The following is a 25,531-nucleotide window of genomic DNA, read 5'->3' on the forward strand; positions in this document are numbered from 1 at the left end:
GTAGATGATGGTGCCGCAGGCCACGGAATGGACTGCACCTGACTGACAGTCAGGCATGCCCCGGTCATCGCACCGCTGCGTTCCCCCGGCTCAGGATCTTCAGGCGCTTGTTTCGTCAGCCAGCGCTGCCTCCACCCGCCCACCGGTAACGGTGTCCAGGAGGCTAGATCATGAGATGCCCTTGCTCCTGGTCGTAAGGAGCCGCCAGTCCTGCGTTAGAGGACATCCCCACAGGTCGCAGGGGCCTTGATCCCTGATAACACTCAGCATTCTTGGCGGGATGACGTGGGGCGAGGATCGGAAAGCGGAGGATGAGGTGACCGACATGGCATTGGTGGGTAGACGCGATGGTCGTAATTTCGGTTACGGCAGGCAATTGAGCTACGCAGGGCCACAGGCGCTGAAAGATATGTTCGGCGGTGGCCATTACGGCACGGTCAAAGCGCACTGTGATCGGTGGTTGGCATTCGTGAAGTGGTGCCGATCTGAACAGGGGCCCGGTATCAATGATGCGCGGCAGATTGATCGGAAGGTATTGGCCAACTATGCGGCGTATCTCCGTGACCTGGTTGGGCGCGGTGGCCTCGCCACCAGCACTGCGCAAAATCGGCTATCGAGCGTTAACAGGACCATGGCGGCGCTTCGCGGTGATCAGTGCGTGAAATTGCCAAGTCCGAGCAAGGCGTTGGGTATGCAGCGCACCGGGGTTCGACACTCGGTGCCGCAAGGCCAGGACCACGAACAGGTTAAGCAGATCGTCGATGCGCTTTGCAGCCATCATCAGCTGCGGGCCGCAGCGATTGTTTTGTTGGCTCGAGCCACCGGCATGCGCTTGCGTGAGGCCATCTTGGCGGACCTGCCACGGTTGAGCCGCGAGGCCAAAGACTTAGGCAAGATAAACATCCAGGATGGCACCAAAGGTGGACGCGCCGGTGCCTCCACACCCCGTTGGATCGGGGTGGATGATCATGTTCGCGATGCGCTTTGGTTTGCATTGCAGGTGTCGCCTGTGGGTAGTCGCAACCTGATTGCGCCAAACGAAAGCTATCTGAATGTTCTGCAGGAAATCGTCCGCCCTGCGCGCGACATCCTGCATGCATACAACCTCAAAGGCATTCATGAGCTCCGAGCGGAATTCGCGTGTGAACGCTATGAGCAGATCACTCAGCACCGCGCACCCATCAACGGCGGCGAATGTTGCTAGATGGATCGGTGCCTTGATCGCGAGGCCCGGCGGCAAATCAGCTATGAACTGGGGCACGGTCGGATCGATGTGGTCGCTGCCTACATTGGAGGGCGGACATGAGTAAACCTTTCGAAATGGAACTGTTCTTGGCTGCCGTGCTGACCGGGTCGCATGCAACACGGCAACGCCATTTACGACAGGCGAAAATTATCCAAGCTGAAATAGCAGAACGCTGGAAGCGAGAGACGCCCTGGGTTTGGCGGCGAAAGCATGTGACTTGGTTTCTCGAACATCGCCTAAATCGACACAGCTATGCAACGCGGTATTACTATTTGCTGACCGTGCGACTGCTCGCTCGTCGATTACAAAAAGCATGGGTTTTCAATCTCTGAGTGAGACCGGCTGCTATCGCCCACCATAGCGACCCTTCGGTCAGGGCCGCAAGGCTGCGTGCCTAAGCAGTCAAGCTCGACGTCGCTGTTAACTGCGCCTTCCCGGATGCCGCCGTGATCGCTAAAAACCAAGACAGCCGCCCGCACCAAGTTGGTGTTCTTCGAACTCCCCGACAGGTCTATGAAGACGAATAGGGGACTGGCTGCGGCCTACAAGCCAATAGTTGGCCTTGCTATAACAGTCATTCCAACACTCCCAATATTGGGTATGGTAACGCTAACAGGTCGCCCATTAAATTTGCCCTCCAACACCCTTAAACTTATCAACAAAAAAAGCAACTTTGTGAAAGACACTTTGTTTTTTTGCCAAATAAGCCGGATTAAGTGGACTCATCTTAGGCAAAACGGAATTGAGCTCAGTTCCATTATCGCTAGCAAACTCCCGCTTTAGTGAAGCGGCGATGTACCGTTTAGCCGCCACTTCATTCAGCTCCTCATCGCTGATCAACTCTTGGGCCTCGCGCCGCTGTTCTGATTGGGCGAAAGAGAAAAAAGCATCGATCACGCTAGCCTTGTCATTAATCCGATCCAGATCGGTCTGGTTGATGAAGTCCACCACCAGGCTTTCTTTGGCGCGATTGCCCAGGCTGGCGCGAATCACCCGGCGCATCTCCTCGACCAGTGCAGCCTTGTCCTTGACCTTCTTGTTCTTCTCGAAGATCAGCTCAAGTATGTAGTCCAGGTTGATTTCCTGGGACTTGAGCAGGTCCACCTCGAACACCACATCGTCCCAGTCGATAATGGACTCGCTTGCTTCGTTACCCGCTTTCTCGCGCCTCAGCCAATCGCGGATGTCATTGTAGGTGGAGCGATAGTCCTGGACCTTGCGCTCGGCAGGCACGCGGATGGTCTGCAGCTCGGCTAGCTTCTCGTCATCCAGGTGGTGTTCGAGCTTGAATGCTTCCACGGCCTGCGGGTCGCTGATATCGACCGTTTGCAGCGCCTTCAGCGCGGCAAACTCGTCGTAGTTCTGCAGCACATTTTCCACGCGTAGGTACTCGCCGAACAACTTGGCGAAGTCTTTCTTCTCCGATTCCTTGATGATGTTGACCGGGTCGGGAAAACGTTGCTCCAGCTCCGTAACCACATCCATAAAGCCACGCCGTGCCTCACCGGTCAGCGTGTCGGTGAAGCCCTCCATGTACTCCTTGTAACTTTTTTCCAGAACCACGTTGCGCGTGTTCTTGTCGCCGAATAGCGTAATAGCGTCGACCGTAGCCTGCTCCAGATCGCGGAAGGTAACTATATTGCCGAAAGTCTTGGTGGCATCGACGATGCGGTTGGTGCGTGAATAGGCCTGGATCAGACCGTGATAGCGCAGGTTTTTGTCGACGAACAGCGTGTTCAGCGTTGGCGCATCGAAGCCGGTCAGGAACATGCCGACCACGATCAGCAGGTCGATGTCCTGATCCTTCACGCGCTTGGCCAGGTCGCGGTAGTAGCTCTGGAAGCCCTTGCTGTCCACACCGAAATTGCTTTTGAACAGCGCGTTGTAATCAGCAATCGCAGCGCTTAGGAACTCTTTAGCAGTGCTATCCATAGCCGACACTTCGAAGCTCTCATCGATGATGTCGCCAATGGCGTCCTGTTCTTCATTGGGGGCGAAGGAAAAGATGGTGGCGATGCGCAGCGGCTTGTCGCTGCCTTCCTGCAGCTTCTGCAGCGTCTCGTAGTACGATTTGGCGGCATCGACACTGCTCACCGCGAACATGGCATTGAAGCCCTTGTTTGCCCCCTGTAAACGATGGGTCTTCTGGCGAAAATGTGTGAGCAGGTAATGCGAGATCTCTCGTATGCGCATGGGGTGGAGCAGAGCCTGGCGGTTCTCCGCGGCGCTGAGCTTCTTCTCGTCCTGCTCGGCTTCCAGAGCCTTGAACTGTGGACGGACATCGTTGTAGTCCACCTTGAACTTGAGCACCTTCTCATCACGGATGGCATCAGTGATTACATAGGAATGCAGCTCGCGGCCAAACACGCTGGCGGTTGTATCGGCGCCCAGCGCATTTTTTGGAAAAATTGGCGTGCCGGTGAAGCCGAACTGATAGAAGCGCTTGAACTTCTTCTTCAGATTCTTCTGCGCCTCGCCAAACTGGCTGCGGTGGCACTCGTCGAAGATGAACACAACCTGCTGGTGGAACACCGGCAGGTCGCCTTCGCTCTTCATCAGGTTGTTGAGCTTCTGGATGGTGGTGACGATGATCTTGTTGTCGTTCTTATCCAGGTTGCGCTTTAGGCCCGCCGTGCTCTCCGAACCATTGACGCTGTCGGGTGAAAAACGCTGGTACTCCTTCATAGTCTGGTAATCCAGATCCTTGCGATCCACCACGAAGAACACTTTGTCGATGAACTCCAACTCGGTAGCCAGGCGCGCAGCCTTGAAGCTGGTCAGCGTCTTGCCCGAGCCGGTAGTGTGCCAGATATAACCGCCGCCCTCGGTGCTGTTCCAACGCTTGGCCTGCCAGGCACTGCGGATCTTCCATAGGATGCGCTCGGTGGCGGCAATCTGGTACGGGCGCATCACCAGCAGGGTATTGCTGACGTCGAACACCGAATAGGTGAGCAGTACATCGAGCAGGGTGCGCTTCTGTAAGAAGGTCGCAGTGAAGTCTTTCAGATCCTTGATCGGGCTGTTGTCGGCCTGCGCCCAGTTCATGGTGAAGTCGAAACTGTGCTTGTTGCGCTGCGTGGTGTTGGCGAAGTAGCGCGTATCGGTGCCATTGGAGATTACGAACAGCTGCAAGTACCTAAATAGCGAATGCTCAGTATTGAAGCTCTCCTTGCTGTAGCGATGCACCTGATTGAAGGCTTCACGGATCGCCACGCCACGCTTCTTCAGCTCCACCTGCACCAGTGGCAGGCCGTTAACCAGAATCGTCACGTCGTAGCGGTTGGCGTAGCTGCCCGCCTGCTCGAACTGCTTGATGACCTGCACCTTGTTGCGGGCTAGGTTTTTCTTGTCCAGCAGGTAGATATTCTGGATGCGCCCGTCATCGAACACGAAGTCATGTACATGGTCGTCGTGAATCTTACGGGTCTTGTCATGGATGCTGTCGCTGAGCTTGTCCAACCAGCTTTCCACGAAGCGCGCCCACTCGGCGTCAGAAAAATCGACGCTATTGAGCGCCTGCAACTGCGTGCGCACATTGGCCAGCAGGGCCGGCATTGTCCTCAGTCCGGTGGGATGCTCATAGCCCTGATTGACCAGATCATGGATGAACTCGCGCTCCAGATCGCCTTCGCTCTGGTAGGTCTCGGCAACTGTCCATTCTCTGGCGTACCTGTCGAGCACGATGAAGGTGTTGGACTCGGCGATGGTCTTGTAATCAGTCATTGCTTGGGGTCTCCCCATGTCCCTGTGCGAGTTCGCTTTCAATTTCCTCCACTGCGGGCAATTGCGACTGCACGGCCAGCGGAATGTCCTCGGTGATGAATGAGCTGACGCCCGTGCGCTCAGACACCTGGCGCCTCTTCTTCCTGTTGCCAATAGCCATAGTTGGCCAGCAGGTGGTCCAGCAGCAACTTGACCGTCTGCTTCTCCTGCGGGGTTGGCTCGGTGACGCTCTCGTTGGACAGCGTGCTGTGGCTGGTGAACTGCATGATGCGGTTCAGGTAAGCCTGCTTGTCGTCAGGCAAAAGCCCCGACCATTGCGGATAACCCAGAAAACTGGCGGTTTTCTCGTAGAGATTGCGCAGCAGGGTGAAGTGATAGCGCTGTACCTCGCCAGCAGCAATCGCCTGTTCGAGGGTCTGCCGCAGATGCAGGTGGTAAGAAAAGCTCTTATTGGAGTCGCCATACTTGACGCCCAGATCAAAGCTGCCGTCATCGAGACGTCCCAGTAAATAGCAGCCCTCTCTCTTGCCACCCTTGCTGAGGCCAAGCTCATTATGCAGCACGTTGAAGAAAAGCGGGCTGTGGGTGGTGATGACGAACTTCAGGTCCGGGGGACTTGCCTTGATCAGCCCTGCCAGATTGACCGCCAATTCGATAAGATGATTTTCATCCAGCGAACTCACCGGGTCATCAATGAATACGTACTCCAACTGATCGAACTCACGCGTCTCACGGTCCTCCGGCTCAGGCACATTGCGCGTGCTGACGACCTGGTCGAGCAAAGTGTAAAAAATGCTCCAGATGAAATTGCTTTCTTCACCCTTGGAGATCTTGAGGTTTCCTGAGCGCTCGTCGTCGCCGCGCTCAAACGAAAAAGTGACCTCCGAAAGATCTTCGCTGAAATGCGGGGTCAGCTTGTCGCTGGTGTAATGCTGAAAATAGCGGACGATATTGCCGTCCTGCCCTAGATCCCGAAGAACGCCGAGCAGCCAATTCGTGAACGAGTTGGGCTGGATTCGCAACTTGGGCTCAGCATCCAGCGCCAAATCGTTATCCCAATAGAACAGATCTTCGGTAAAGGCGCTGTAGTACAGAATTTTGCTGCGAGTCAACGCTGGCGGATCGGAAGCCTCCTCATCGTCACCCCTTGCTAAAACCCTATGCTTGAACTCACGTGAAAGACGCGTCTTGCCCGTGCCGTTAAAGGCATAGATCAGCTGCACCTTCTTGTTCGCGTCTTTCAGCTCTTGGGCAACCTCAGTCAGTGTCTTGCTCATTTCAGACCGCCACCTCTTCCGGCTTGGGGAAGCTCAGCAACAGGTCGCGGTAGTACTCGTACTGTTTCTGGTGTAGCTCAATCTCGTGGGTCAAGCCTTCACTGATGGAGTTGGTCAGTGCGTCGAATTTATCGAGAATCGCAACGATATGAGCTTGTTCTGCGAGTGATGGAAAAGGCAGCTTCAACTGCTCAAACGTTCCAAGATTAATATTGCTTTGCGCGCTACTTCTTTCCTTCCCTTTTTTTTCAAGCGCCCCCTTAGTTGCCTGAAGAACAAACTCAACATATGCAGGGCTAGTTTTACTAGGATCAGCAACAAAGCCTATAACACTATCAGGGAAGCAAGCATCAAATCCCAATATGGAAGTTTCCGCAATGTTAGCTGCAATTGTGATACACAGAGTACCCTTAGGCCATAACTTGCTTTGCTTTAAGCCAAGCTCGCTATATGTTTGACCGTAATTCGTGATAATCCGCGCCGCACCTCTGATATCACCAGTTTGTATAAACGGTATATTGCCCCCGTACAGCTTTTCGTCATTTCTCGGACGATGCTGAGATTTACCCCGCCCAAAATCAAGTGACATCTCGGGCAAGGTCTTCCACTCCACTCCCTCAACTTCAAAACTTAACAACTTTTCGAGATAGTAGTTGTATTGTTTTTTACGGGCATTAAGCTCGGCGGTAAGCTCGACGGTAAGCTCAGCGGCAAGCTGGGTAAAGGTATCCAGTACGCGGACGATTTTGGACTGGATTTGTAGTGATTTTTTGGGATTATCTGGGCAGGGGATGGGAATCCGTATCTTTGCCATATCGGTGGCAGATACGTCGATTACTTTTGTTCCCTTTGCATATTTTCCTTTCTCACCAGCAAACTCGCTCGTCTGGCTGAAGTAGGCAAAGTACTTCCCCAGCAAGCAACTGCCTGGCCTCAAGATAGTTGCATGGCCGCCCGTGACAGCCTGTTGCTCTCCAAGATAAACAAGGGCCTTCCCAACATCCTCAAGGTTCTCGCTAGTATTGGTAATTACCACATCTCCCTGATTGACTTTTCTTAGTTGCCTAGCCAAATCAGGTGATACAAACGATTTTGTTTTTGACGTGGACAAACCGTAATAAGTGTAGATTTGGCCATAGTGAATAGCCGGCACGCCTGTTTCGGTGAAATCCTTTTTTTGTAAGCCGCTGCCCCTAACTAACTCGCCGAGCTCGCTCAGCGCCTTCCACTCCACTGCCACCCCACTCAACAGGCTGTCGATGAAACTAATTTTGCTCATGACTCAGCTTCCTCACCTTCGATCTCTGCGACGATTGCATCAATCTCAGTCCGAAGCTTGGCAATCCGAACGACCGTCTTTTTCAGCTCTACATTGAGCTGGGCAATATTCACCACTTCACTAGTGTCCTTGGCTTTCACATAACTACTAACCGACAGGCTATAATCATTGGCGGCCACCTTTTCCAACGGCATCGACTTCGCGAAGTGATCGACATTCGCTTTGCTATCGAACACCTGCATGATGCGCTCGATATGCGCGTCTTCCAGCAAGTTGTTATTGGTGCCCTTCTTGAACAGCGCGCTGGCGTCTATGAACTGGGTTGTGGTGTCGGTCTTGTTTTTCGCCAGCACCAGAATGTTCACGGCGATGGTGGTGCCGAAGAACAGGTTGGGCGCTAGCGAGATCACCGTTTCCACATAGTTGTTGTCCACCAGGTATTGGCGGATCTTCTGCTCGGCGCCGCGCCGGTAGAAAATGCCGGGGAAGCAGACGATGGCCGCGCGCCCCTTGCCAGACAGGTAACTCAAAGCATGCAGCACAAAAGCGAAGTCGGCCTTGGACTTGGGCGCCAGCACGCCGGCTGGGGCAAAACGGTCGTCATTGATCAACGTCGGGTCGTCGTCGCCGATCCACTTCACCGAATACGGCGGATTGGAGACGATGGCGTCGAAGGGTTTGTCGTCCCCGAAGTGCGGGGCGCGCAGCGTGTCGCCGAGCTGGATGTTGAACTTGTCATAGTTGATGTTGTGCAGAAACATGTTCATCCGCGCCAGGTTGTAGGTGGTATGGTTCACCTCTTGGCCGAAGAACCCATCCTCGATGACATGGGCGTCGAAATGCTTTTTCGCCTGCAGCAGCAGCGAGCCGGAGCCGCACGCCGGGTCGTAGATTTTGTTGACGCTGGTCTGCTTGTGCATCGCCAACTGGGCGATCAGCTTGGACACATGCTGCGGGGTAAAGAATTCGCCGCCGGATTTGCCGGCATTGGCCGCGTAGTTGGAAATGAGGAACTCGTAGGCGTCGCCGAACAGGTCGATGTGACTGGCATCGAAGCTGCCGAACTCCAGCTTGCTCACTCCCTTAAGCACGTCCGCCAAGCGCTTGTTCTTGTCGGCGACGGTATTGCCCAGGCGGTTGCTGGTGGTATCGAAATCGGCGAACAGCCCCTTGATGTCCTGCTCGGAGGCGTAGCCGTTGGCCGAGCTCTCAATGGCAGAAAAGATGCGCGCCAGATCGGTATTCAAGCTGTCGTTGCTGCTGGCCTTGGCGACCACGTTGCTGAACAGCTGGCTGGGGGCAATAAAATAGCCTTTGGTCCTGATGGCGTCATCTTTGGCGGAGGCGATCAGCGGGTCATCATCCTCCATCACCGCGTAATCAACCGCGCTGTCGCCGCCGGTAATGTAGTCAACGAAGTTCTCGCTGATGAAGCGGTAGAACAGGGTGCCAAGCACGTACTGCTTGAAATCCCAGCCATCGACGGCGCCACGCACGTCATTTGCGATGGCCCAGATCTGACGTTGCAGGGCGTTACGTTGTTGGGCACTGGTCATACTGCTTATCCTGTTTCAATACGGTTTTCATGATCATTCCAAAGCATTCGGACCTGACCTGAATCGTGTTATGTGCGTGTCGAGCCGACGTTGGCACAAGGACGCTCATTCTATGTGCTCCCTTCAATTAGATATACTGCCGTAGGCCTTCTTTGCCCCCTACAATCAATAGCATACCCACAAAAACACGCTGACTTTTGCGGCTTGATGACGCAGTGAAACCACCTGCCGTGTGGATGAATGCCGATACCACCTCTCTTGCTCTTTCCCCTGCCAGCGTGAGGATCTGCCCTCTGAGGTTGGGCTGAGGGTAGCTCGAGATTTCGTACGCAGCCCAGTTTGTGCACGTCGCAAACCTGGGCGAGTTAATCCAGATGAGACTTTCTCAAGATCATTCTCGTGACGATCTTCGATTTAAAGATATATCCCGAGACGTCACAGATACCGCACAGCTGAAGGCACGTGGGAATGAGTGGCTCCCCATCTGTGTGGCCGCTGACCGAAAGCTAACCGGTAAAGGTGCCTGCTGATCGAGAGTGGGGCAGATCGCAGAGGTGGACATACGATCGCAACAGTGAATATTCCTGCGAGTGGGGACATCGTACGCGCAAGGGCAACATCAACAGCAAGACGTTTTGCTTGAGAGATTCGTTCCCGACTCCTTTTTGAGGGCGAAGCTAAAAAAGTACCGTCCATCGGAAGCCAGGCTACCTAGCGTTCCAACTGGTATTCCAAGAATCTTTACCAAGAAGTTATTAACGAGAAAAAATAGATACTGACTTGTTTCAACTTACCCCGGCCCACCAACTCAACGAAAAAGACGCCCCACAGACGTCTTTTTTGTGCCTGTAAGCCAGTAAACCCCAAATTCTCATCCCCTCAATCCCCAACCCGCATCACACCCCCAAGTCCAAACCCCATACCCAAAAAGCGACACCGATAGCCTAAAGCCACCCCCCACCCTGCCGATAACCCCAACCATACGCGCAGCCCCCGCGCATACAAACAAATCGACTGTCCTCGCGGCCAAGGCACTACTCTGCTGCTCGGTCGCGTCATTTAAGGAAAAATGACTGTGATCATTGGTATCGACCTGGGCACCACCAACAGCCTTGTAGCGGTCTGGGAGGGTGAGCACGCCCGTATTTTGCCCAACGCTTTGGGCAACCTGTTAACGCCCAGCGTGGTTGGCCTCGACGACCAAGGCCAACTGGTCGCTGGGGATATCGCCCGCGAGCGGTTGAATACTCATCCGCACCTCACGACTTCGCTGTTCAAGCGCTACATGGGCAGCGCCCGTGAGACGTTGCTCGGCGGGCGCGCTTATCGCGCGGAAGAACTTTCGGCGATGCTGCTGCGCAGTCTCAAGGCCGATGCCGAGCGCGCCTTGGGCCTGGCTGTTCACGCGGCGGTGATCAGCGTGCCTGCGTATTTCAGTGATGCCCAGCGCAAGGCTACGCGTATCGCTGGCGAACTGGCCGGTCTGAAAATAGAGAAGCTGATCAACGAACCGACTGCCGCCGCCCTGGCTTACGGCCTGCAACAGCGCAGCGAGGCGACCTTTCTGGTGTTCGACCTCGGCGGTGGCACGTTTGACGTGTCCATCCTCGAGCTGTTCGAAGGGATCATGGAAGTGCGCGCCAGTGCCGGGGATAACTTTCTCGGCGGTGAAGATTTCGATGATCGGCTGGTAGAGCATTTCATTGCCAAAGTGGGCAGCGCCGACCTGCCAGACACGGCACAGCCGGCAATGGCGCAGCGATTGCGGCGCGAGGCGCAGCGCGTTCGCCATGCGCTCGGACAGGCGCAGGATGCGCGCTTTACCCTTCGCGAGCAGGGGCGTGAGTGGAGTCTCGAACTGACCCAAAGTGAACTGGCAGAAATAGTCCGACCTCTGCTGGATCGTCTACGGGCCCCCATTGAACGCGCACTGCGCGACGCCCGGATCAAGGTCGCGGACCTGGACGAAATATTGCTGGTGGGCGGCACCACGCGTATGCCACTGGTGCGCAAGCTGGTCGCGGCACTGTTCGGACGAATCCCGGGGATGCTGCTCAACCCGGACGAAGTAGTCGCCCAGGGAGCCGCTATCCAGGCGGCGCTCCATGCACGTCATGCTTCCCTTGAAGAAGTGGTGTTGACCGATGTATGCCCTTACACCTTGGGGATCGAGACGTCGGTACAGCTAGGTGCCGATTACCAAAACGGCCACTACCTGCCGATCATCGAGCGCAACACGGTGGTGCCGGTAAGCCGTTCCCGTACCGTGTCCACCCTCAGGGACAACCAGAAGGTGGTCACTCTGGGCATCTACCAGGGCGAGAGTCGGCTGGTCAAAAACAACATTTTTCTCGGTGAACTGGAAATTCCCGTGCCACCGCGCAAGGCCGGTGAAGTGACGCTGGATGTGCGCTTCACCTACGACAACAACGGTTTGCTCGAGGCTCAGGTGCACCTGCCGATCAATGGCGACACCCGCCGACTGGTCATCGAAAACAACCCCGGCGTATTGGCCCCCAACGAAATCGCTCAGCGGCTGGCCGCTCTCGAAGCGCTGAAAGTGCACCCGCGTGATCAGCAGATCAATACCTTACTGTTGGCTCGAATGGAGCGTCTTTATCAGGAAAGCCTCGGCGATGGCCGCCAGTACATCGCAGGGCTGGCGAACCATTTCCAGCAAATGCTCGACACCCAGGACGAACGCCAGATACGTGAAGTGCGCGTTGACATTACCCAGCGTCTGACGCGCTTCGAACAAGAGGTCTGAGCCACCATGAACCACTGGCAATTACTGAGTCTGGAGCCGGACGCGGACGAACGCGGCATCAAACGTGCCTATGCGCGGCTGCTAAAAACCCACCGCCCGGATGAAAACCCCGCGGCGTTCCAGCGCCTGCGTGAAGCCTATGAAGCGGCGCTGGCCGAGGCGCTCTGGTGCGCGGAGGCTGATGATAAAGTCGTCTATGCCACGTCGAGCGTCAGTACGCCAAGTCTTGCAAGCGAAGAGGCGGTTCAAGCTCCCGTCCTGGAGCTTGTCGACACCTCAACCGCGGTCGAGCCGCCAGAACCGGCGCTGGGGCAGATGCAGCAGTGGCTGACCGAAGGAAAAGACCGTGAGGTCATGGACGGGATACGCCGTTGGCTGGCCAGCGACTGGCTGCTGCCGTTCGAGCGCCGCGAGCAGTTCGAGCAGTGCGTACTGGACTGGCTTGAATCTGATCCGAACACGTCGCATGTCTTCTTCGATGGCGTATGCAAGGCCATGGGGTGGGACGAAGCCCAGGGCAATCTTCCGTGCGAGTACTGGCGCTGGAACCGACTGATCCAGCGGTGCGAGACGCAAGCCATGGCGCAGACAGTGCGTGCCGAGCTGGCCAGATTCGAGGCCGATAAACTCCATGGCCAGGCAGCGGCCCTGCTGTTGAAACCTTTGCCTGATCATCGCCGTCGCGCAATGGCCGACAGCTTTACCAGCCTCGATTGGCAACGCTTTACCGAGCTCGCGCAAGCCATCGAATATCAATACCCCGAGGTGCCCCAGCATCTTGGGCTGCAACCGCTCGACAACTGGCGGGACTGGTTACCGGCCGAAAGCTATCGCGGGGTCTATCTGTTTCTGTGGCTGGCGCTGTCTGCTGTGCTGATTGCGTCGATGTTCACAGGGAAGAACGGTCTGGAAATGACGGTGTTGATGCCGCTGATGATGCTGTCCTTGATCTGGATCGGCATGAAGGCTTACTACGTCTGGAATTTGCTCGCCGTTGCGGTGGGACAGCTGGATGTGGATTTAAGCCGGTGGTTGCTTCCACGTAGTTGGTACCGACAAAGCGCAGGGCTGTTGCTGATCCGCCACATACTCCCCAGTGCGGTGCCGGCGGCCTTGGCGTGCATCTGGTCCGGCGGTGCCCTGTGGCTGCAGTGGACGAGCCCGGTGGTGGTGTTCGTTGGCGTCCTTTACTTCACGAGCACAAGCTTGAGCGGTGGCAAGCTCTCGATGTGGGCTCGGGCATCGAGAGCCCTCAAGCGGATGGGCGCGCGGTTGCCTTGGCACCTGCTGAAACGCGAAAGCGTGTTGGTCGTGATAGCCGTGGTGGTGATGGCAGCGTCAGTCTATTTTCGTTCGAATGGTCTGTAAGCTGGCTCATCCGCGGATCAGCCCACCTGTAGGAGCCAGCTTGCTGGCTCCTACAGGTGGGCGTGCACAGGCGGATTAACGGGTCGAGAGCATGAACGTGTCGTACTCGAGATCCTCCAGCGCCGTCGTCAACCGGTGCAAACCGAGCAATACACACACCAGCAACGAGAGCGTGAACCCGTAGCCGAAGAAGCTCGGGCCAAGGATCATGCTGAACAATGTCAGCGCCCCGTTCAGCACCGCGAACAGCACACACAACTCCAGCACCACGGTGCGCTTGTCGAGGTAGAAGAACACGTTGAGCAGTGCCATGAACACCACCTGGATACTCACGCCGATCAGGTCGATGTAGAACAGCGGCAGGTAGTAGCTGGAGATGCCCAGCCACTCCAGCAAACGCGGTGCGAACAGAAACAACAGCACCACGGTCAGCCCCTGGACCTTGCAGATTTCCAGCAGGCCCTGACGGATCGACAAGGTCATCTCGGTTTTCAGCGAACCGATGTGCTGCAAGGTTTCGCCCTCACGGATCGCCCGGAACAGCCGGTCGTACCATTCGGCAAAATCGGTTTCGATGCGCACCAGGAACACCGCCATCCCCGGAATGATCGCCAGGTAGGCGAGGAAGATCGGCATGTCATACAGGATCGACGCACGCAGCGGGCCGACCACGGCACTGGAGGTGCCGGGGTTGAACCAGAACAGGAACTTGTCGACCCAGATACCGAAGTTGTAGAAGAAACCGGTGGCCAGCAGGCTGAGGAAAACCTGGCGACGGTCGAGGAAATCGAAGGCGATCAGTTTCTCCGCCCGGTACTCGCGCAGGATGTCGTAGAGGAACAGAAACAGCAGCGTGCTGTGGCCGATCAACAGCGCCAGCAGCAGGCCCGGCATCTGCAGGAAGCTCAGCACGTAAGCGCTCGCCACCATCAGCGTGTAGCCCACCAGCATGACCAGCAGAATGCGGTTATAGGCCTTCATCCCCGAGAGGAAGATGATCACCAGCCACAAGTTGCACAGCACCACGAAGTTCGACAGCACCAGCACCCGGTAGATCAGCGGCTGGTCGAACAGCACGCTCAACACGACGATGCCGAGCACGCCTGCGCCGACGGTCACCAGCAACAGGATGCCCAGCAGGTTGGGGAGGATCTGGTCGTACTTGTGCTCGAACAAGCGGTCCGAGACGAACCGGGTGAAGAACAGCTGCAAGCCACCCGTCAGAATCAGCGACGTCGCCATCAGGTAGGTCACCGTGACCAGAAACTGTCCGACCAACGCATTGGGCAGCAGCAAACCCAGGCTGATGATCCCCACCAGCATCACGCTGATGATCGACAGCACCCACGGCCCGGAGCTGATCAGGCCGGCGTACACATAAGCGTGCAAGGTCGCCGTGTAGGAATCGCGCGAAAGGATCTTGCGCAGTTCGAAGCCAATACCGGCCATTTAACTGTTCTCCATGGCTGCTTGATACAGGTCGCGATAGCGCTGCAGCATCAAGGCTTCGGTGTAGTAACGAGTGACGCGCAACAAGCCGCTGGCCTGGGCGGCCTGCCAGCGTTGCGGGTTGCGCAGCAGTTCAAGGATCGCGGCGCAGGTGGCCTGTGGATCGGCAATCGCCACCACCTGGCCGGCCAGTCCGAGGTCGCGGTCTTCGGCGCTGCCGCCTTCGATCAACTCACGGCACGAGCCCACGTCGCTGCTGACCACCGGTGTGCCGGCAGCCCAGGCTTCGAGGATTACCAGCGGTTGCGCCTCGCTGATCGAGGTCAGCACCATCAGGCCGAGTTTCGGCAGGATGTCCTGAATGCGCTGGAAGCCAAGGAAATGCACCTTGCCTTCAAGGCCCAGGCTGGCCATCAGGCTGCGGCATTCGCTGACGTATTCGGGATCTTCCTCTTCGGGACCGACGATCCAGCCTTCGGCTTCCGGCATCGCGCTGATCACCCCGCGCATGGCCCGCAGGAAGGTTTTCACGTCCTTGATCGGCACCACACGCCCGATCAACCCCACCACCGGCGCGATGCCGGGCGCGCGGGATTGCAGGGCCGCCGTCCACTGCGGCAGGTCGATACCGTTGGGAATCACTTGTGTACGGGCCGGGTCGGCACCGTCCTTGATCTGCCGCTGACGGTTACCGTCATACAACGCGATGATGTTGTCGGCGCTGTTGTAGGTCAGTTGGCCGATACGCTCGAAGAAGCGCACCCACAACGTACGGATGTATCCCGAACCGGCGTCGAGGCTGCGATTGAGCGCCTGACCGGAACTCTCGGCAATCCAGCTGGCCTGGGCCAGGTCGATCTTGCGTTCCTTGGTGTAGATCCCGTGCTCGCTGAGCAAGTACGTGCAGTTCCAGCGTTGCTTGAGGATGCACCCCAGCAGCCCGGCATAACCGGTGGAAATCGAATGCAGCACCCGCGCCCGCGGCATCTTGCGCGATGCTTCGGCGAGCATCAGCAACGGCGACTGCATCGAGCGCAGGGTCCAGAAATAGTTAACGAAGGACGGGTCGGCGCAATGCAGGCGATAGCCCTCGCTCAGCGCTTCCCAGCTGGCGCGGCTGCGCAACACGTCGTCGAGGGTCATGCGGCCCTGGGCGATACAGTCCAGCAGGCGTTCGCCCAGCTCGGGCTCCGGCGCATCCGGGTGATGCAGGAAGCGATAGAGATCGAGCAGCTGTTGCTGATCGGCCTCGCGCGGCATTCCGTGGACATTGGTCGGATGGGTCGCGTCTTCGAGAAACACTTCTTCGATGTGCAGCACGTTCGGCGGCACTTCGTAGCGTCGCGACGGATACGCCGAGCGCTGGCCGCCAATGAACATTACCGAGAAGGTCACGTCCGGCAGGCCGAGGATCATCTGGTGAATCCAGCTCGACACGCCGCCGCGCACGTAAGGCCAGGTGCCCTCGAGCAGCAGACAGATGTCGGCCATCGGCGCCTCTTCCTTGTGAATCATGTCCAGCTCCTCACCAGCTCAGCGAACGGTGGCCGCTGACGGGTTTTCTCGGGCAGTTGCTCGAGCAGCCCGGGGATTTCGTGATAACGCCCGGCCTCGAACGCCAGTTCGGCGTGGAACGGTAACACCTGGGCCGCGCCCATGCCGTTGTCCTGGGCCTGATGCAACAGCACTTCGGCGCGCTCGATATCGCCGCGCTCCAGGGCAATGCGTCCGGCCAGCAAGAACAGTTCGCCGCCCTCGCCCGCTTCCAGGCCTTGCTCGGCGTGTTCGCTGGCCTGGTTCAGCACGTGTTCGAGCACGCTGCCTTGTGCCAGCCCCAGATAGGCCAGCTCCCAATACCAGCGCGCCAGTGTGCCGTGCAGCGCACCAGCGGTCTTCGGACTGGCGCCGACCAGTTGCCCCAGCGCAATCTGGATGCGCAGGTTGATGTCGCTTTCCTGCTTGTCGAGCATCGAGTACGCCAGCAGCCGCACGTCATCGCTTGGATCGCCCAATGCCAGCTTGAGGATCGGCACCGCTTCCTTGCCCGGCATGCGTCGCGTGGCCAGCAACGCGGCCAGGCGCTGATCCGGATCAGGCGCATGACGCAGCACATCCTGCAAACCGCCATCGGCGAAGATCGGTGAATGCAATTGCAGTTGTGCGCGATACGGCAGGCTCGGAATCCCGACCGCTTGCCAGGCCTGCTTGTCGCGTTTGCGCGGCAGGTACAGCGCGGGGAAGATCGATGCGACCACACCGACCGTGCCGATCACCGGCACGAAGAACGCCAAGCTGAAAATGAACAGCGGGCTCCAGGGCAACGGTGCGCGATAACGCGCCGGCAGCAGCAGCCACACCGCGCCACACAACAGCACACACGCCAGGCCGTGGCTGACGGTGAATACCAGCAATTGTTGCAACTCGGGCGCCGAGAGCCACAAGCTGGCCCAGCTACCCGCCTCTAACAACAAGGCTCCGCTAAACAGCCACTTGCTGATCATTCAGGCCACACTCGTTGAACAAGAAATTACGCAGCCCGTTGCGTTCACAGTCAGGCTCCAGATTGAAAGGCAGCACCCGCACACCCAGGCTTTGCAGGTCACTGTCGATACCGAAGTGCTCATGCAACAGCAGGCTGATCCGCGCCAGATACCCTTCGGTGCCTTGCGGGCTGGTCAACGGCAACAGCACCAGCAACAGCTGATGATCGCGGTTATTGCGCACCGGCAAATGCAGATCGAGACCGCGCTGGCTACGCTCCAGCAGGCGCGTCAGCTCGTCGTTGGGCCGGGTCATTTCGAAGGCGAACAGTCCGGCCGGCAGTTGGTGCTTCTCGACATCCACCAGCGAACGCTTGAGCTGCAGGGTGAATTTCTGCGCGTCGGCGTCAGGCAGCTGCAGCACTTGCGGGTCCCGGCGCAACAGGTCGGCGATGTGCCCGGCGAGCAGCGCCAGCAGGCTCAGGGTGCGATCCTGGAAGGCGAAGAACGGCATCTGTCGCACCGCCAGAATCGCCAGCAGGCGACCCTCGGCATCGATCAACGGGATGCACGCCTGCAACGACGAGAACTGTGCGGAGGTGCCGGCATCAATCAGTTCCTGCCGCACGCTGACCAGTTCACCACGCTCCAGGCACAGCTTGACCAGACCGTCATCGACACCTAACGGCCCCATCACGCCGATGGTGGCCAATGCTTCGGGCAAGACGTTTTCTTCACGCTCGTCAACGCGGTACAGGCCAGCCACGCGCAACGCGCCGTACTGTCCGAGCACCGCGACGATCGGGTCCGCCAGGACGCGCAATGCATCGCCGGCGTCCGGCATCACCCGCAGTTTTTCACGCAAGCCCAGCAAGGAACTGCGCAGGCTCTGGTCGCTACCGGCCACGCGCTGTTCCAGCAAGTCATGAGAGACCCGCAGGATCTGGTGCGCCCGGGTGAATTCGTCGAGACGGTACTGGCGGTATTCGTTGGCCATTTGCAGACGCTCCAGGCGCCGCATCCACAGATCGCGAACCTCACCCACCAGCATCCCGCACACCAGCACCCCGACAATGAATGACGGATCAATCTGCGCGTAACCGGAGTGACCGCTGTAGCGCAGGGCAAACATCGCCAGCACCAGCAGCGCGGCGCTGAACAGGCCGCGCACAAATCCGTAGCGCACGCCCAACAGCAGCGGCGCGAGAATCGGCCAGGGGAAACCGCCGTGTATCTGCAACGGGTCTTCGGGGGTCAGCCACAAGCCCAGGCCAATGGCCAGGCCGGTCACCAGAAACGTTTCGAGCCACGACACCGGGCCGCTGGCGCGAGGCGCCAGGCTGTAATCCATGTGGGGAGAATTCATTGCGATCACTCGAACCGAAGGGCGCCGACAAGTTTGTCGAGCACCGTTTGCGCGGTGCCCGCGAGGCTTTCACGGGACCAGCCGGCGCGTGCGCCGCTCTTGCTCCAGAGCACACGACCGCTGCTGGCTTCGAGGACGCGCAGGCTGATGCCGACCGCCGGCTCGCCGTCCAGGCCGTTCTTGTACTGCCACTCTTCGACGCTGCCGGCGATCACGTAATCGAGTTTCTGCTCGCGGGCCCAGTCCAGGGCACCGGCCAGACGCTCATTGTCATCCATCAGCGCTTGCTCGCCCTGGGTGCTCGCCGGGTAAACCCGCGGTTGCAGGCCACGGCTGCTGAGCACGCTGAGCAGGATCTGCTCGCTACGCTCACCGGCCTGCGGGGTCTGCGAATAGTTGATCATCGGCACGATGCCCCACTGCGCGGTGCGCGGCAGGTTCGGGCTGGTTTCATCGGTGAAGCTGGCGCAACCGGCGACGAACAGAACGGCGAGGGCCAGGCCCAGATTTCGAATTACTTGCATACGTTTTTCTCCCGTAGAAAATTCCATGATCAGCGTCCGAAACGCACGCCGTAGCTCACACCCAGTGTTCCGCCAGACTTGCCGTCGCCGCCTTGTGGCGCGGATTGGTAGCCGACAGTCAGGGCCAGTTCGTCACCGCCCAGCACCTCAAAACCGATCCCGGTGTTGAGGCCGTAGTTAAACGTTTGATCCAGCCATTGCCAGCCCGCCGTCACGTCCACCAGCCAGGTGTATTGCGGCTTGGTGCGCACCAGCGCGCCCGGCAGGCCGCGGCGCCAGGAGCTGCCGACGTAGAGTTGGCCGTAACGGCTTTGCAGCAGGTCCCGACTGGTGATCGTTTGCAACTCGATCGGATCGGCAGGCTCCGCCAATCCCGTGTCGGGATCGATTGTCGGCGGCGCAACGATCTGGACAGGCACCTTCACTGGACCGCCGTAATCACTGGACAGGTCATTCAACGGCCGGTCATTCACGTTGTTGTGCTGGTAATCGATACCGCTGCGCACGGTCCAGTTAGGCCCGGCGAATTCCAGCGTGTGGTTGAATTCCATTTTCAACGCCTGGCCGTTGCCCAGGTGATCCCCGGCGCGGGTCGAGAAGGACTTCTGCGCCACTTCCCAGCTGATCTGGTCGCGAGCGGTCAGCCCGTGACGACCGCCGAGCCAGACACTGTCCTGTCGACCGAATGCGCGCATCAGGCCGCTGTCCTCGCTCTTGCGGTGCCAGTCGAGGCCCAACTCGAGTTCATCACTCGGGCTCACCCGCCAGGTCCGGGAAATCCCCAGGCCGTTGCGGTCGTCGTCACTGCGCTGGCTGGTGTCGGCGAACAGTTTGTAGCTGCCGTCCTCGACCGCCCGCTGCAACGTCAGGGCGGCGTTACGCTCCTCACCGATTTGCGATGATTCGACGTCATCGCCATGGTATTTGCCCTGCTCCAGTTCCAGATTGGCGTACCAGTTATCGCCCAGGTTGTGGGCGATCTGCAGACGTGGCGCATCAAACGACAAGCCGCCGAAGTCCTGTTCGCGCCAGGACAACTGAGCCCCTTGCGGCGTAGCCTCGTGGATTTCCACCGCCTGACGCCGCAGTTGTTCACGCACCGCCATCGGCTGCTCGTCATCGAGCGCGGACAGGCTGGTGTCGAGCGCCTCACCCAGACGCCCCAGACGACTGAGCGCCTGAGCACGCTGCGCCGGATTCAGGTCGCTGCTGGCCAACAGGGTTTCGACCTGTTCTGTATTTCGGCTGCGCAAGGCTTGCTGAATCTGCTCGTAACGATCGACTTTCAAACCCTGACTGCGTGCCCACTCCAGCCACGCGTCTTTCTGCGACTCCTGGTTCGTCGCGTCGAGACGCGCCAGCAAACGCTCGAACCACAACTGCAACATGGCCGGCGAGCCGTCCTGCCACTTCAACAGTTCCTGCTGCGCCTTGCGCGGCGAATAACTGCTCGCCATCAGGCGCAACCAGATCGCGTAGCGCTGGGACGACGGCTGCAGGTTTTCACCCTCGGGACTGCGCAGCAACTTCAAGCGCAGACGCTGGGCAGCGTCCTGATAACCGGCGCTGTCCAGTGCGTCGGCATAGGCCGCTCGCACCAGCCAGTCGTTCGGACTGCCCTTGAGGTACATGCGATACCAGGCCAACGCTTCGCTGTCGCGTCCGAGCATCTGGCTGGCACTGGCAAACGGCAGCCACAACAGACGGTCTGCGCGGGCCTGGGCGCGCCATTGGGTCAGCAGCGGCTTGAGTTTGGTGGTGTTGCCCTGATCGACGTAGAGCCACACCAGGCGCTCGCGGAACAGGTTGTCGTTTGGAAAGCGCGACAGCCCCAGCAGATACAGACGCTCGGCTTCATCAGTCTGCCCCTGCTGTACCGCCAGTGCACCGCGCACCGCCAGCACTTGCGCCTGCTCATAAGCGTCCGGGAATTGCTCGGCGTCCTTGAGCAGCGCAACCACTTGCGGCCAGTCTTCCAGCTCCTGCGCTTGCTGCAAGGCTTCGACCAGGCGTTGCGGGTCCCGCCCATGCTGCCAGCTGGCAACCATGAGTTCGAGGGCGCGCCGTGGGTTACTGGTGCGATACAGGGTGATCAACTGGCTTTCGTCGCCGCTGGTCAGCTTGCCGTTGAGGGCGAGCATTTTTTCCAGGGAGACGCGCAGGTCTTCGTCGCGTTCCAGGTCCCACGCCAGCGAGGCCCGGACACGCCAATAATCGGCGTCGGTGATGCGCTCGTCGGCGGCCTGCACCACGCTCCATGCCGCCTCGTTATCGAACAACTTGAGGTAGGTGTTGGCCCAATCGACCTGCTCGGTGGTGTTGAGCTTGAAGCGCTTCGAATAATTCTCGTAAACCTTGGCCTTGGCCGCGAACTGCCCGGTGTTTTCCAGGTTTTGCAGCAACCGCGTCCAGGCCAGACGATGGCTTGGATACTTGCGCAAGTACGCATGCAACCACGCTTCGGCCTGGTCCGGCGTGCCGCGAGATTCGTGGCCGTAGATCAGGGCATCCAGCTCGACGTCGGTGAGCGCGCGTTGCTTCATGATGTCGCCCAGCAACGGAATCGACCGATCAAAATCGAACTGCTGACTCGCCAGACGCCACGCATGTTCGCGGGTTTCCGGGTTTTCCTGCAGTGCGAGCAGGCGAATCCAGTACTCCAGCGCCGCTTCGGTGTCGCCGCGCCATTCACCGAGCTGGGCCATTTGTTCGAGCAACGCAGGATCGTCCGGGTGATCGATGACCAGTTGCTGACCGGTTTCCCAGGCACCGGCGAGATCACCGATGGCCAGGCGCACGTGGAATTCCTTCAGCGGAATTTGCGGGTTGTCCGGTTGCAGCTCTTGCCACTGCTTGAGCACGCGCTGTGCCAGATCGAAGCGCTTGCTCGCGACCGCCACATCGACGCCCTGCTCCAGCCACGGCGCATCGGTTTGCGCGTTGTTGAGCTGCGGCAATTCGTCAGACAGCACTTGTGCCGCCTGGTCACTTCGACCGGCGGACAGCAAGCTGTTGAAGGCCAGTTGGGCAAATTCACGGCGCTCGTCGGTCCGCTGGCTGTCGCGTTTGAGTTGCAGATAAATGTCCGCCGCACGCCCCGGCTCCTCGCCGGCCATGTACCACTGCGCAGCGGATTTGAGCGACTCGTCCCGCAGCGTTGGATCACGTCCGGCGATTTCTTCGAAGACGCTGGCCGCAAAGGCCGGGGCCTGCAACGTCAGCGCCAGCTTCGTCAGGTTCTGCAGCAAAGGCACGGGCAGTTTGCGGTGATCGAAGCTTTTAAGCCGATCGACCAACGCCTGCTGCGCAATCAGATCGTTGCTGTTCGCAGCGACCAGGGCATCCAGTTCGAGACGGTAGTACGCCTGGATTTCCGCCTGCGGATTCGGCCAGGCGTCCAGATGTTGCCGCGCCTTGGGGTAGTCACCGAGACGAATCAACAGGTCGACCAATTGCAGGCGCAGATGATCGTCTTCCGGGTGCGCTGTCAGCAGCAGCTCGGCGTAGTTGGCCGAGACCGCATCGGGTTCGCGGCCATCCGGCTGGAAGGTTTCTTCGCGCTGGAAGGTCGCCCACAGCAGGCCGCCCACGGCGACCGCCACCACCGCCAATGCCCAAGGGTTGAGCAGGCGGCTGCTTTTGGTGACCGAGGAATTAGTTGCAGACGAGCTGACCATTACTCACCTGCTTCATTGGTAATTGAAAAGTCCACAGACCGGCCGAGGCCTTGCCCGCAAAACGCTGGCCATCCACTTCAACCCGGCACGCGGTGGCGGAGCGCACCGAGAACGTCAGGTCGAACTGCCCGGCGAAGGAAAAGCTCACACGTCGATCATCCAGGTAACGCCAGTCCACCAGCGGCAGATTGGCTTCTTCCAGTGCCGGTCGGTCATCCCGATCGGCGCGCAGCACCAGCAGGGCCTTGTCGCTGCTCAAGTGCACATAGCGCCCCTGAGGCAAATCGCGCACGCCGGCAATGCCCTGCGAACGCAGCAGGTCCGGCCAGCCCATTTGTGGGTCAAGGCGCACCGTGCGCAACGCATCCATCCCGCGGACCTGCCACGCGCCGTCGGCGGTACGCGCCAGACTCGCCTGATAGAGGCCGTGAAGACGATCGAGGTAGTCGCTCATCCACAGGGACATCGGCTGTTGCTCGCGCATGTAGCCGTAGATCTCGTGCATGGCCTTGATCGAGGCTTGCTTGGTGCTTGAATAGAAGTGGTAGTAGAGGTGCAGGCCGCGCAGACGTCTTGGGCTGTCAGTCAGTTCGAAGGTGTCGATCACATCGCGGAAACCGTAGTACGGCCCTTTCCACAAGTTGGTATAGAGGTTTTCGTTGATGATCGGCGCGTAATACTGCAGTCCCCCTTCAGTGGGTCGCAGCAACGGATTCAAACCGGTCAGCGACGGATCGGCCTTGGTCATCATGGTCTCGGCGCCGTTGACGTTTTTCAGCCCCGCGTCGTAGGCCAGCTTCAGGGTCGCCGCCGATGGCAAGGCATCGCCGGGCCAGAACACCATCTTCACCGGTTTCTCCGGAGTGGTGAGGTTCTGGTTGATGTAGTCGCGCGAGCCGAAAATCTCGCGGCGAAAATCGATCTTGTCGTAACCCGGAATGGCCATGTTCAAGCCGTATTCCGGCTTGAAGTTTTCGCGTTTCTTCGCCTGTTCAGGTTGCATGAAAAACGGGTGACTGAAGGTGTGAGTCGCCACTTCAACCTTGGGGTTGGCGAAAATCTCGCGGGCAATCGGCTCCAGTTCACGCGCCAGGAACGGGTACATGCCGCGCGGTGAAATCTCGCCTTCAACGATAGACACCGAGGTCAGGAACGGGTTGGGTTTGATGAAATCTTCCAGCGTCTGGCGGCCGGCGTAAGGGGTGCCACGCACTTCGGCGCGGGAGGGGAAACCGTCGCCGTCAATGTGCACCGTAGCGATTCGACGGCCGTTCTCCGTGGTGGTGTCCGGACGCGGTTGCGCAGGCAGACGCAGGCTGGCCTGCAGGAACGCGAACGGATCGAGAATCCAGCGACTGCGTTCGTTGTTCACTTCGAGAATATACGGTGCGAGCGCAAGACCGCCCCATTCGCCCACCGCCACCGGGGTGAACACTTCACCGCCGGCATTGCTCAGCGACAACGCGGCTTTGGGTCCGTTGGGCAAAACGGAAACAGCGGTCAGGTCACGGGATCGGGGCTGCACCGGTGCTTCGAACGCCCCGAGCAGCGCCTTGTCCTGATAGGTAATGGTCAATGCCTGCGTCCCCGGTGGGGCGTCGCGCTTGAGCCCCAGACGCTTGAGCAGCAGCTTGTCCTCAACAGGCAGGCCGCCGAAGAACACCACCGGTACGCGTTCGTCCAGGCGCTTGCCGATCCAGCGGTTGAACGCCGGGCTGTCCTGCGGCGGGCCGCTGGTCATCCAGGTGATGACACCCGCGTACAAGCCGCTGAAGTCGTAATCCGGCATGGAGCTGCTGGCGGGCAGGTAATCCACGCGATAACCAAGGTATTCCAGCAGACCGCCCAGCAAGGTATGCCCGGCGTTGTTGGCCAGATCACCCTCGCGCGGGTCATAGATCATCGCGACCCGGCGTGGCTGGATTTCGATGCTGCTGATGCCCATCGAGTCCAGATCGGGGGTGCCAATGAAGGGGATGAATCCTTCATCACGCAGACGCTTGGCCAGCTTGCGCGCTTCTTCGCGACGCTCCGGCGGCAGGTAGTCGATGGCCACCAATGGGATGCCTTTGGCGCGCAGTGGTTGCATCTGAGTTTCAAGCCACTGCCGATCAGATTCGGACACTGGGCGGTAGCGTTTGGCAGAGGCATCCCAGCCGGCGTAAATGGACTCGACGGCCACCGCAGCGGCAACGCCATCAAGGTCCGGCAGCACTTCAAAGCCACGGTTGAAAAACAGCTTCAGCTTGGGTTCGCGCTGGTGCAATTCACGCAGGAAACTGGCGAGGGCGATGCGCTGCGGTTCCCGGGAGGCTTCAGGCAATAACGTAAAGCTGTCGAGGGTATCGAGGAACAGGCCGGCGTAGCCTTGAGCCTGAAGCGTCTTGGCCGCGCCGAACAAATGCTCACGCCAGGCCGGTGCCGACAGGTCCATGACCTGACTGTCCCAGGAGTCGTTGCGCACAGGGCTGACGGCCTTTTTCAGGCCGGCCTTTTCGATATCCGCCTTGGTGCCGCTGAACTCGCCGACCGACAGGTAGGCGAACGGCTGGCTGCCGAGCTTGCGCAGGGTTTTGACGTCGCTACCGGTCAGGTGCCCCGGCTCGACCACCGCCCAATCGAACTGCGCCAACTCGGAAATCGGCGGTTGGACGGCGTACCAGAACGCCACGCTGGAGGGTTGCGGCAATGCAGAAGCCTGGACGGCAGGCCCGCTGACAAATAGCGCCAAAGCGGCCAACAACCGTTTAGCGGCCAAGCGGACACGCGTCCTGCGAAAAACGATTTCCATAACTCACTCTTGAAATGACTGAACCGAG

General features: G+C 58.9%; 14 protein-coding genes and 1 pseudogene. 4 read left to right on the top strand and 11 right to left on the bottom strand.

Features of this window, described 5'->3' with window-relative positions; all coding sequences use genetic code 11:
• Window positions 1–325: 325 nt before the first annotated feature.
• Both NTD84_RS22170 and NTD84_RS22175 read left to right on the top strand, forming a co-directional pair.
• Window positions 326–1,306: pseudogene (locus tag NTD84_RS22170) on the top strand (integrase).
• Entirely contained in the window at window positions 1,303–1,578 is a 276-nt protein-coding gene (locus NTD84_RS22175; protein ID WP_262169968.1) for a hypothetical protein, read from the top strand. Before NTD84_RS22170 ends, NTD84_RS22175 begins: the two are co-directional and overlap by 4 nt.
• A gap of 292 nt (window positions 1,579–1,870) precedes the next feature.
• Here NTD84_RS22175 and NTD84_RS22180 read toward each other — a convergent pair whose 3' ends face one another.
• From NTD84_RS22180 to NTD84_RS22195, 4 genes are all read right to left on the bottom strand, one after another.
• Window positions 1,871–4,969: a type I restriction endonuclease subunit R gene (locus tag NTD84_RS22180; RefSeq protein ID WP_262169969.1), complete on the bottom strand. Its 3,099-nt coding sequence runs from the start codon at window positions 4,967–4,969 to the stop codon at window positions 1,871–1,873.
• Between the two features lie 119 nt (window positions 4,970–5,088).
• The gene (locus NTD84_RS22185; protein WP_262169972.1) at window positions 5,089–6,246 is read right to left on the bottom strand and encodes an anticodon nuclease; all 1,158 of its coding nucleotides are present in this window, start codon (window positions 6,244–6,246) and stop codon (window positions 5,089–5,091) included.
• Window position 6,247: 1 nt separating this feature from the next.
• Window positions 6,248–7,525: a restriction endonuclease subunit S gene (locus tag NTD84_RS22190; protein ID WP_262169975.1), complete on the bottom strand. Its 1,278-nt coding sequence runs from the start codon at window positions 7,523–7,525 to the stop codon at window positions 6,248–6,250.
• Window positions 7,522–9,081 (bottom strand): type I restriction-modification system subunit M, encoded by a 1,560-nt coding sequence (locus NTD84_RS22195; protein WP_262169978.1) that lies wholly within the window; start codon window positions 9,079–9,081, stop codon window positions 7,522–7,524. Before NTD84_RS22195 ends, NTD84_RS22190 begins: the two co-directional genes overlap by 4 nt.
• A gap of 1,075 nt (window positions 9,082–10,156) precedes the next feature.
• Here NTD84_RS22195 and NTD84_RS22200 point away from each other — a divergent pair.
• Both NTD84_RS22200 and NTD84_RS22205 read left to right on the top strand, forming a co-directional pair.
• Entirely contained in the window at window positions 10,157–11,848 is a 1,692-nt protein-coding gene (locus tag NTD84_RS22200) for an Hsp70 family protein (protein ID WP_262170063.1), read from the top strand.
• A 6-nt stretch (window positions 11,849–11,854) separates the two neighbouring features.
• Window positions 11,855–13,216: a J domain-containing protein gene (locus tag NTD84_RS22205; RefSeq protein WP_262169981.1), complete on the top strand. Its 1,362-nt coding sequence runs from the start codon at window positions 11,855–11,857 to the stop codon at window positions 13,214–13,216.
• A 75-nt stretch (window positions 13,217–13,291) separates the two neighbouring features.
• Here the strand turns inward: NTD84_RS22205 and pelG are convergent, their stop codons facing one another.
• The 7 genes from pelG to NTD84_RS22240 are packed head-to-tail and all read right to left on the bottom strand — an operon-like array spanning window position 13,292 to window position 25,503.
• A complete protein-coding gene (pelG, locus tag NTD84_RS22210) occupies window positions 13,292–14,665 on the bottom strand; it encodes an exopolysaccharide Pel transporter PelG (protein WP_262169984.1) in 1,374 nt (457 codons plus the stop codon).
• Complete coding sequence (gene pelF, locus NTD84_RS22215) at window positions 14,666–16,180, bottom strand: GT4 family glycosyltransferase PelF (RefSeq protein ID WP_262169986.1); 1,515 nt, start codon at window positions 16,178–16,180, stop codon at window positions 14,666–14,668. It abuts the gene before it with no gap.
• Entirely contained in the window at window positions 16,177–17,166 is a 990-nt protein-coding gene (locus tag NTD84_RS22220; protein ID WP_262169989.1) for a HEAT repeat domain-containing protein, read from the bottom strand. The genes pelF and NTD84_RS22220 overlap by 4 nt, the downstream gene beginning before the upstream one ends.
• Window positions 17,144–18,511 (bottom strand): PelD GGDEF domain-containing protein, encoded by a 1,368-nt coding sequence (locus NTD84_RS22225; RefSeq protein WP_262169992.1) that lies wholly within the window; start codon window positions 18,509–18,511, stop codon window positions 17,144–17,146. Before NTD84_RS22225 ends, NTD84_RS22220 begins: the two co-directional genes overlap by 23 nt.
• Before the next feature lie 5 nt (window positions 18,512–18,516).
• Window positions 18,517–19,035 (bottom strand): penicillin-binding protein activator LpoB, encoded by a 519-nt coding sequence (locus NTD84_RS22230; RefSeq protein ID WP_262169995.1) that lies wholly within the window; start codon window positions 19,033–19,035, stop codon window positions 18,517–18,519.
• Window positions 19,036–19,064: 29 nt separating this feature from the next.
• Window positions 19,065–22,712, bottom strand: coding sequence for a tetratricopeptide repeat protein (locus tag NTD84_RS22235; protein WP_262169999.1), 3,648 nt, complete (start codon window positions 22,710–22,712; stop codon window positions 19,065–19,067).
• Window positions 22,690–25,503 carry a bifunctional glycoside hydrolase 114/ polysaccharide deacetylase family protein gene (locus NTD84_RS22240; protein WP_262170002.1) on the bottom strand — a complete coding sequence of 938 codons (2,814 nt, stop codon included), beginning with the start codon at window positions 25,501–25,503 and terminating at the stop codon, window positions 22,690–22,692. Before NTD84_RS22240 ends, NTD84_RS22235 begins: the two co-directional genes overlap by 23 nt.
• Window positions 25,504–25,531 lie beyond the last annotated feature (28 nt).

The organism is Pseudomonas sp. 14P_8.1_Bac3 (assembly GCF_025466085.1).
Taxonomy (GTDB): domain Bacteria; phylum Pseudomonadota; class Gammaproteobacteria; order Pseudomonadales; family Pseudomonadaceae; genus Aquipseudomonas.

Excerpts from the sequence above, each read along its gene's own strand:
- NTD84_RS22175 (WP_262169968.1), top strand. The coding sequence starts at position 1,303 with ATGAGTAAACCTTTCGAAATGGAACTGTTCTTGGCTGCCGTGCTGACC.
- NTD84_RS22180 (WP_262169969.1), bottom strand. The coding sequence starts at position 4,969 with ATGACTGATTACAAGACCATCGCCGAGTCCAACACCTTCATCGTGCTC.
- NTD84_RS22185 (WP_262169972.1), bottom strand. The coding sequence starts at position 6,246 with ATGAGCAAGACACTGACTGAGGTTGCCCAAGAGCTGAAAGACGCGAAC.
- NTD84_RS22190 (WP_262169975.1), bottom strand. The coding sequence starts at position 7,525 with ATGAGCAAAATTAGTTTCATCGACAGCCTGTTGAGTGGGGTGGCAGTG.
- NTD84_RS22195 (WP_262169978.1), bottom strand. The coding sequence starts at position 9,081 with ATGACCAGTGCCCAACAACGTAACGCCCTGCAACGTCAGATCTGGGCC.
- NTD84_RS22205 (WP_262169981.1), top strand. The coding sequence starts at position 11,855 with ATGAACCACTGGCAATTACTGAGTCTGGAGCCGGACGCGGACGAACGC.
- pelG (WP_262169984.1), bottom strand. The coding sequence starts at position 14,665 with ATGGCCGGTATTGGCTTCGAACTGCGCAAGATCCTTTCGCGCGATTCC.
- pelF (WP_262169986.1), bottom strand. The coding sequence starts at position 16,180 with ATGATTCACAAGGAAGAGGCGCCGATGGCCGACATCTGTCTGCTGCTC.
- NTD84_RS22220 (WP_262169989.1), bottom strand. The coding sequence starts at position 17,166 with ATGATCAGCAAGTGGCTGTTTAGCGGAGCCTTGTTGTTAGAGGCGGGT.
- NTD84_RS22225 (WP_262169992.1), bottom strand. The coding sequence starts at position 18,511 with ATGAATTCTCCCCACATGGATTACAGCCTGGCGCCTCGCGCCAGCGGC.
- NTD84_RS22230 (WP_262169995.1), bottom strand. The coding sequence starts at position 19,035 with ATGCAAGTAATTCGAAATCTGGGCCTGGCCCTCGCCGTTCTGTTCGTC.
- NTD84_RS22235 (WP_262169999.1), bottom strand. The coding sequence starts at position 22,712 with ATGGTCAGCTCGTCTGCAACTAATTCCTCGGTCACCAAAAGCAGCCGC.
- NTD84_RS22240 (WP_262170002.1), bottom strand. The coding sequence starts at position 25,503 with ATGGAAATCGTTTTTCGCAGGACGCGTGTCCGCTTGGCCGCTAAACGG.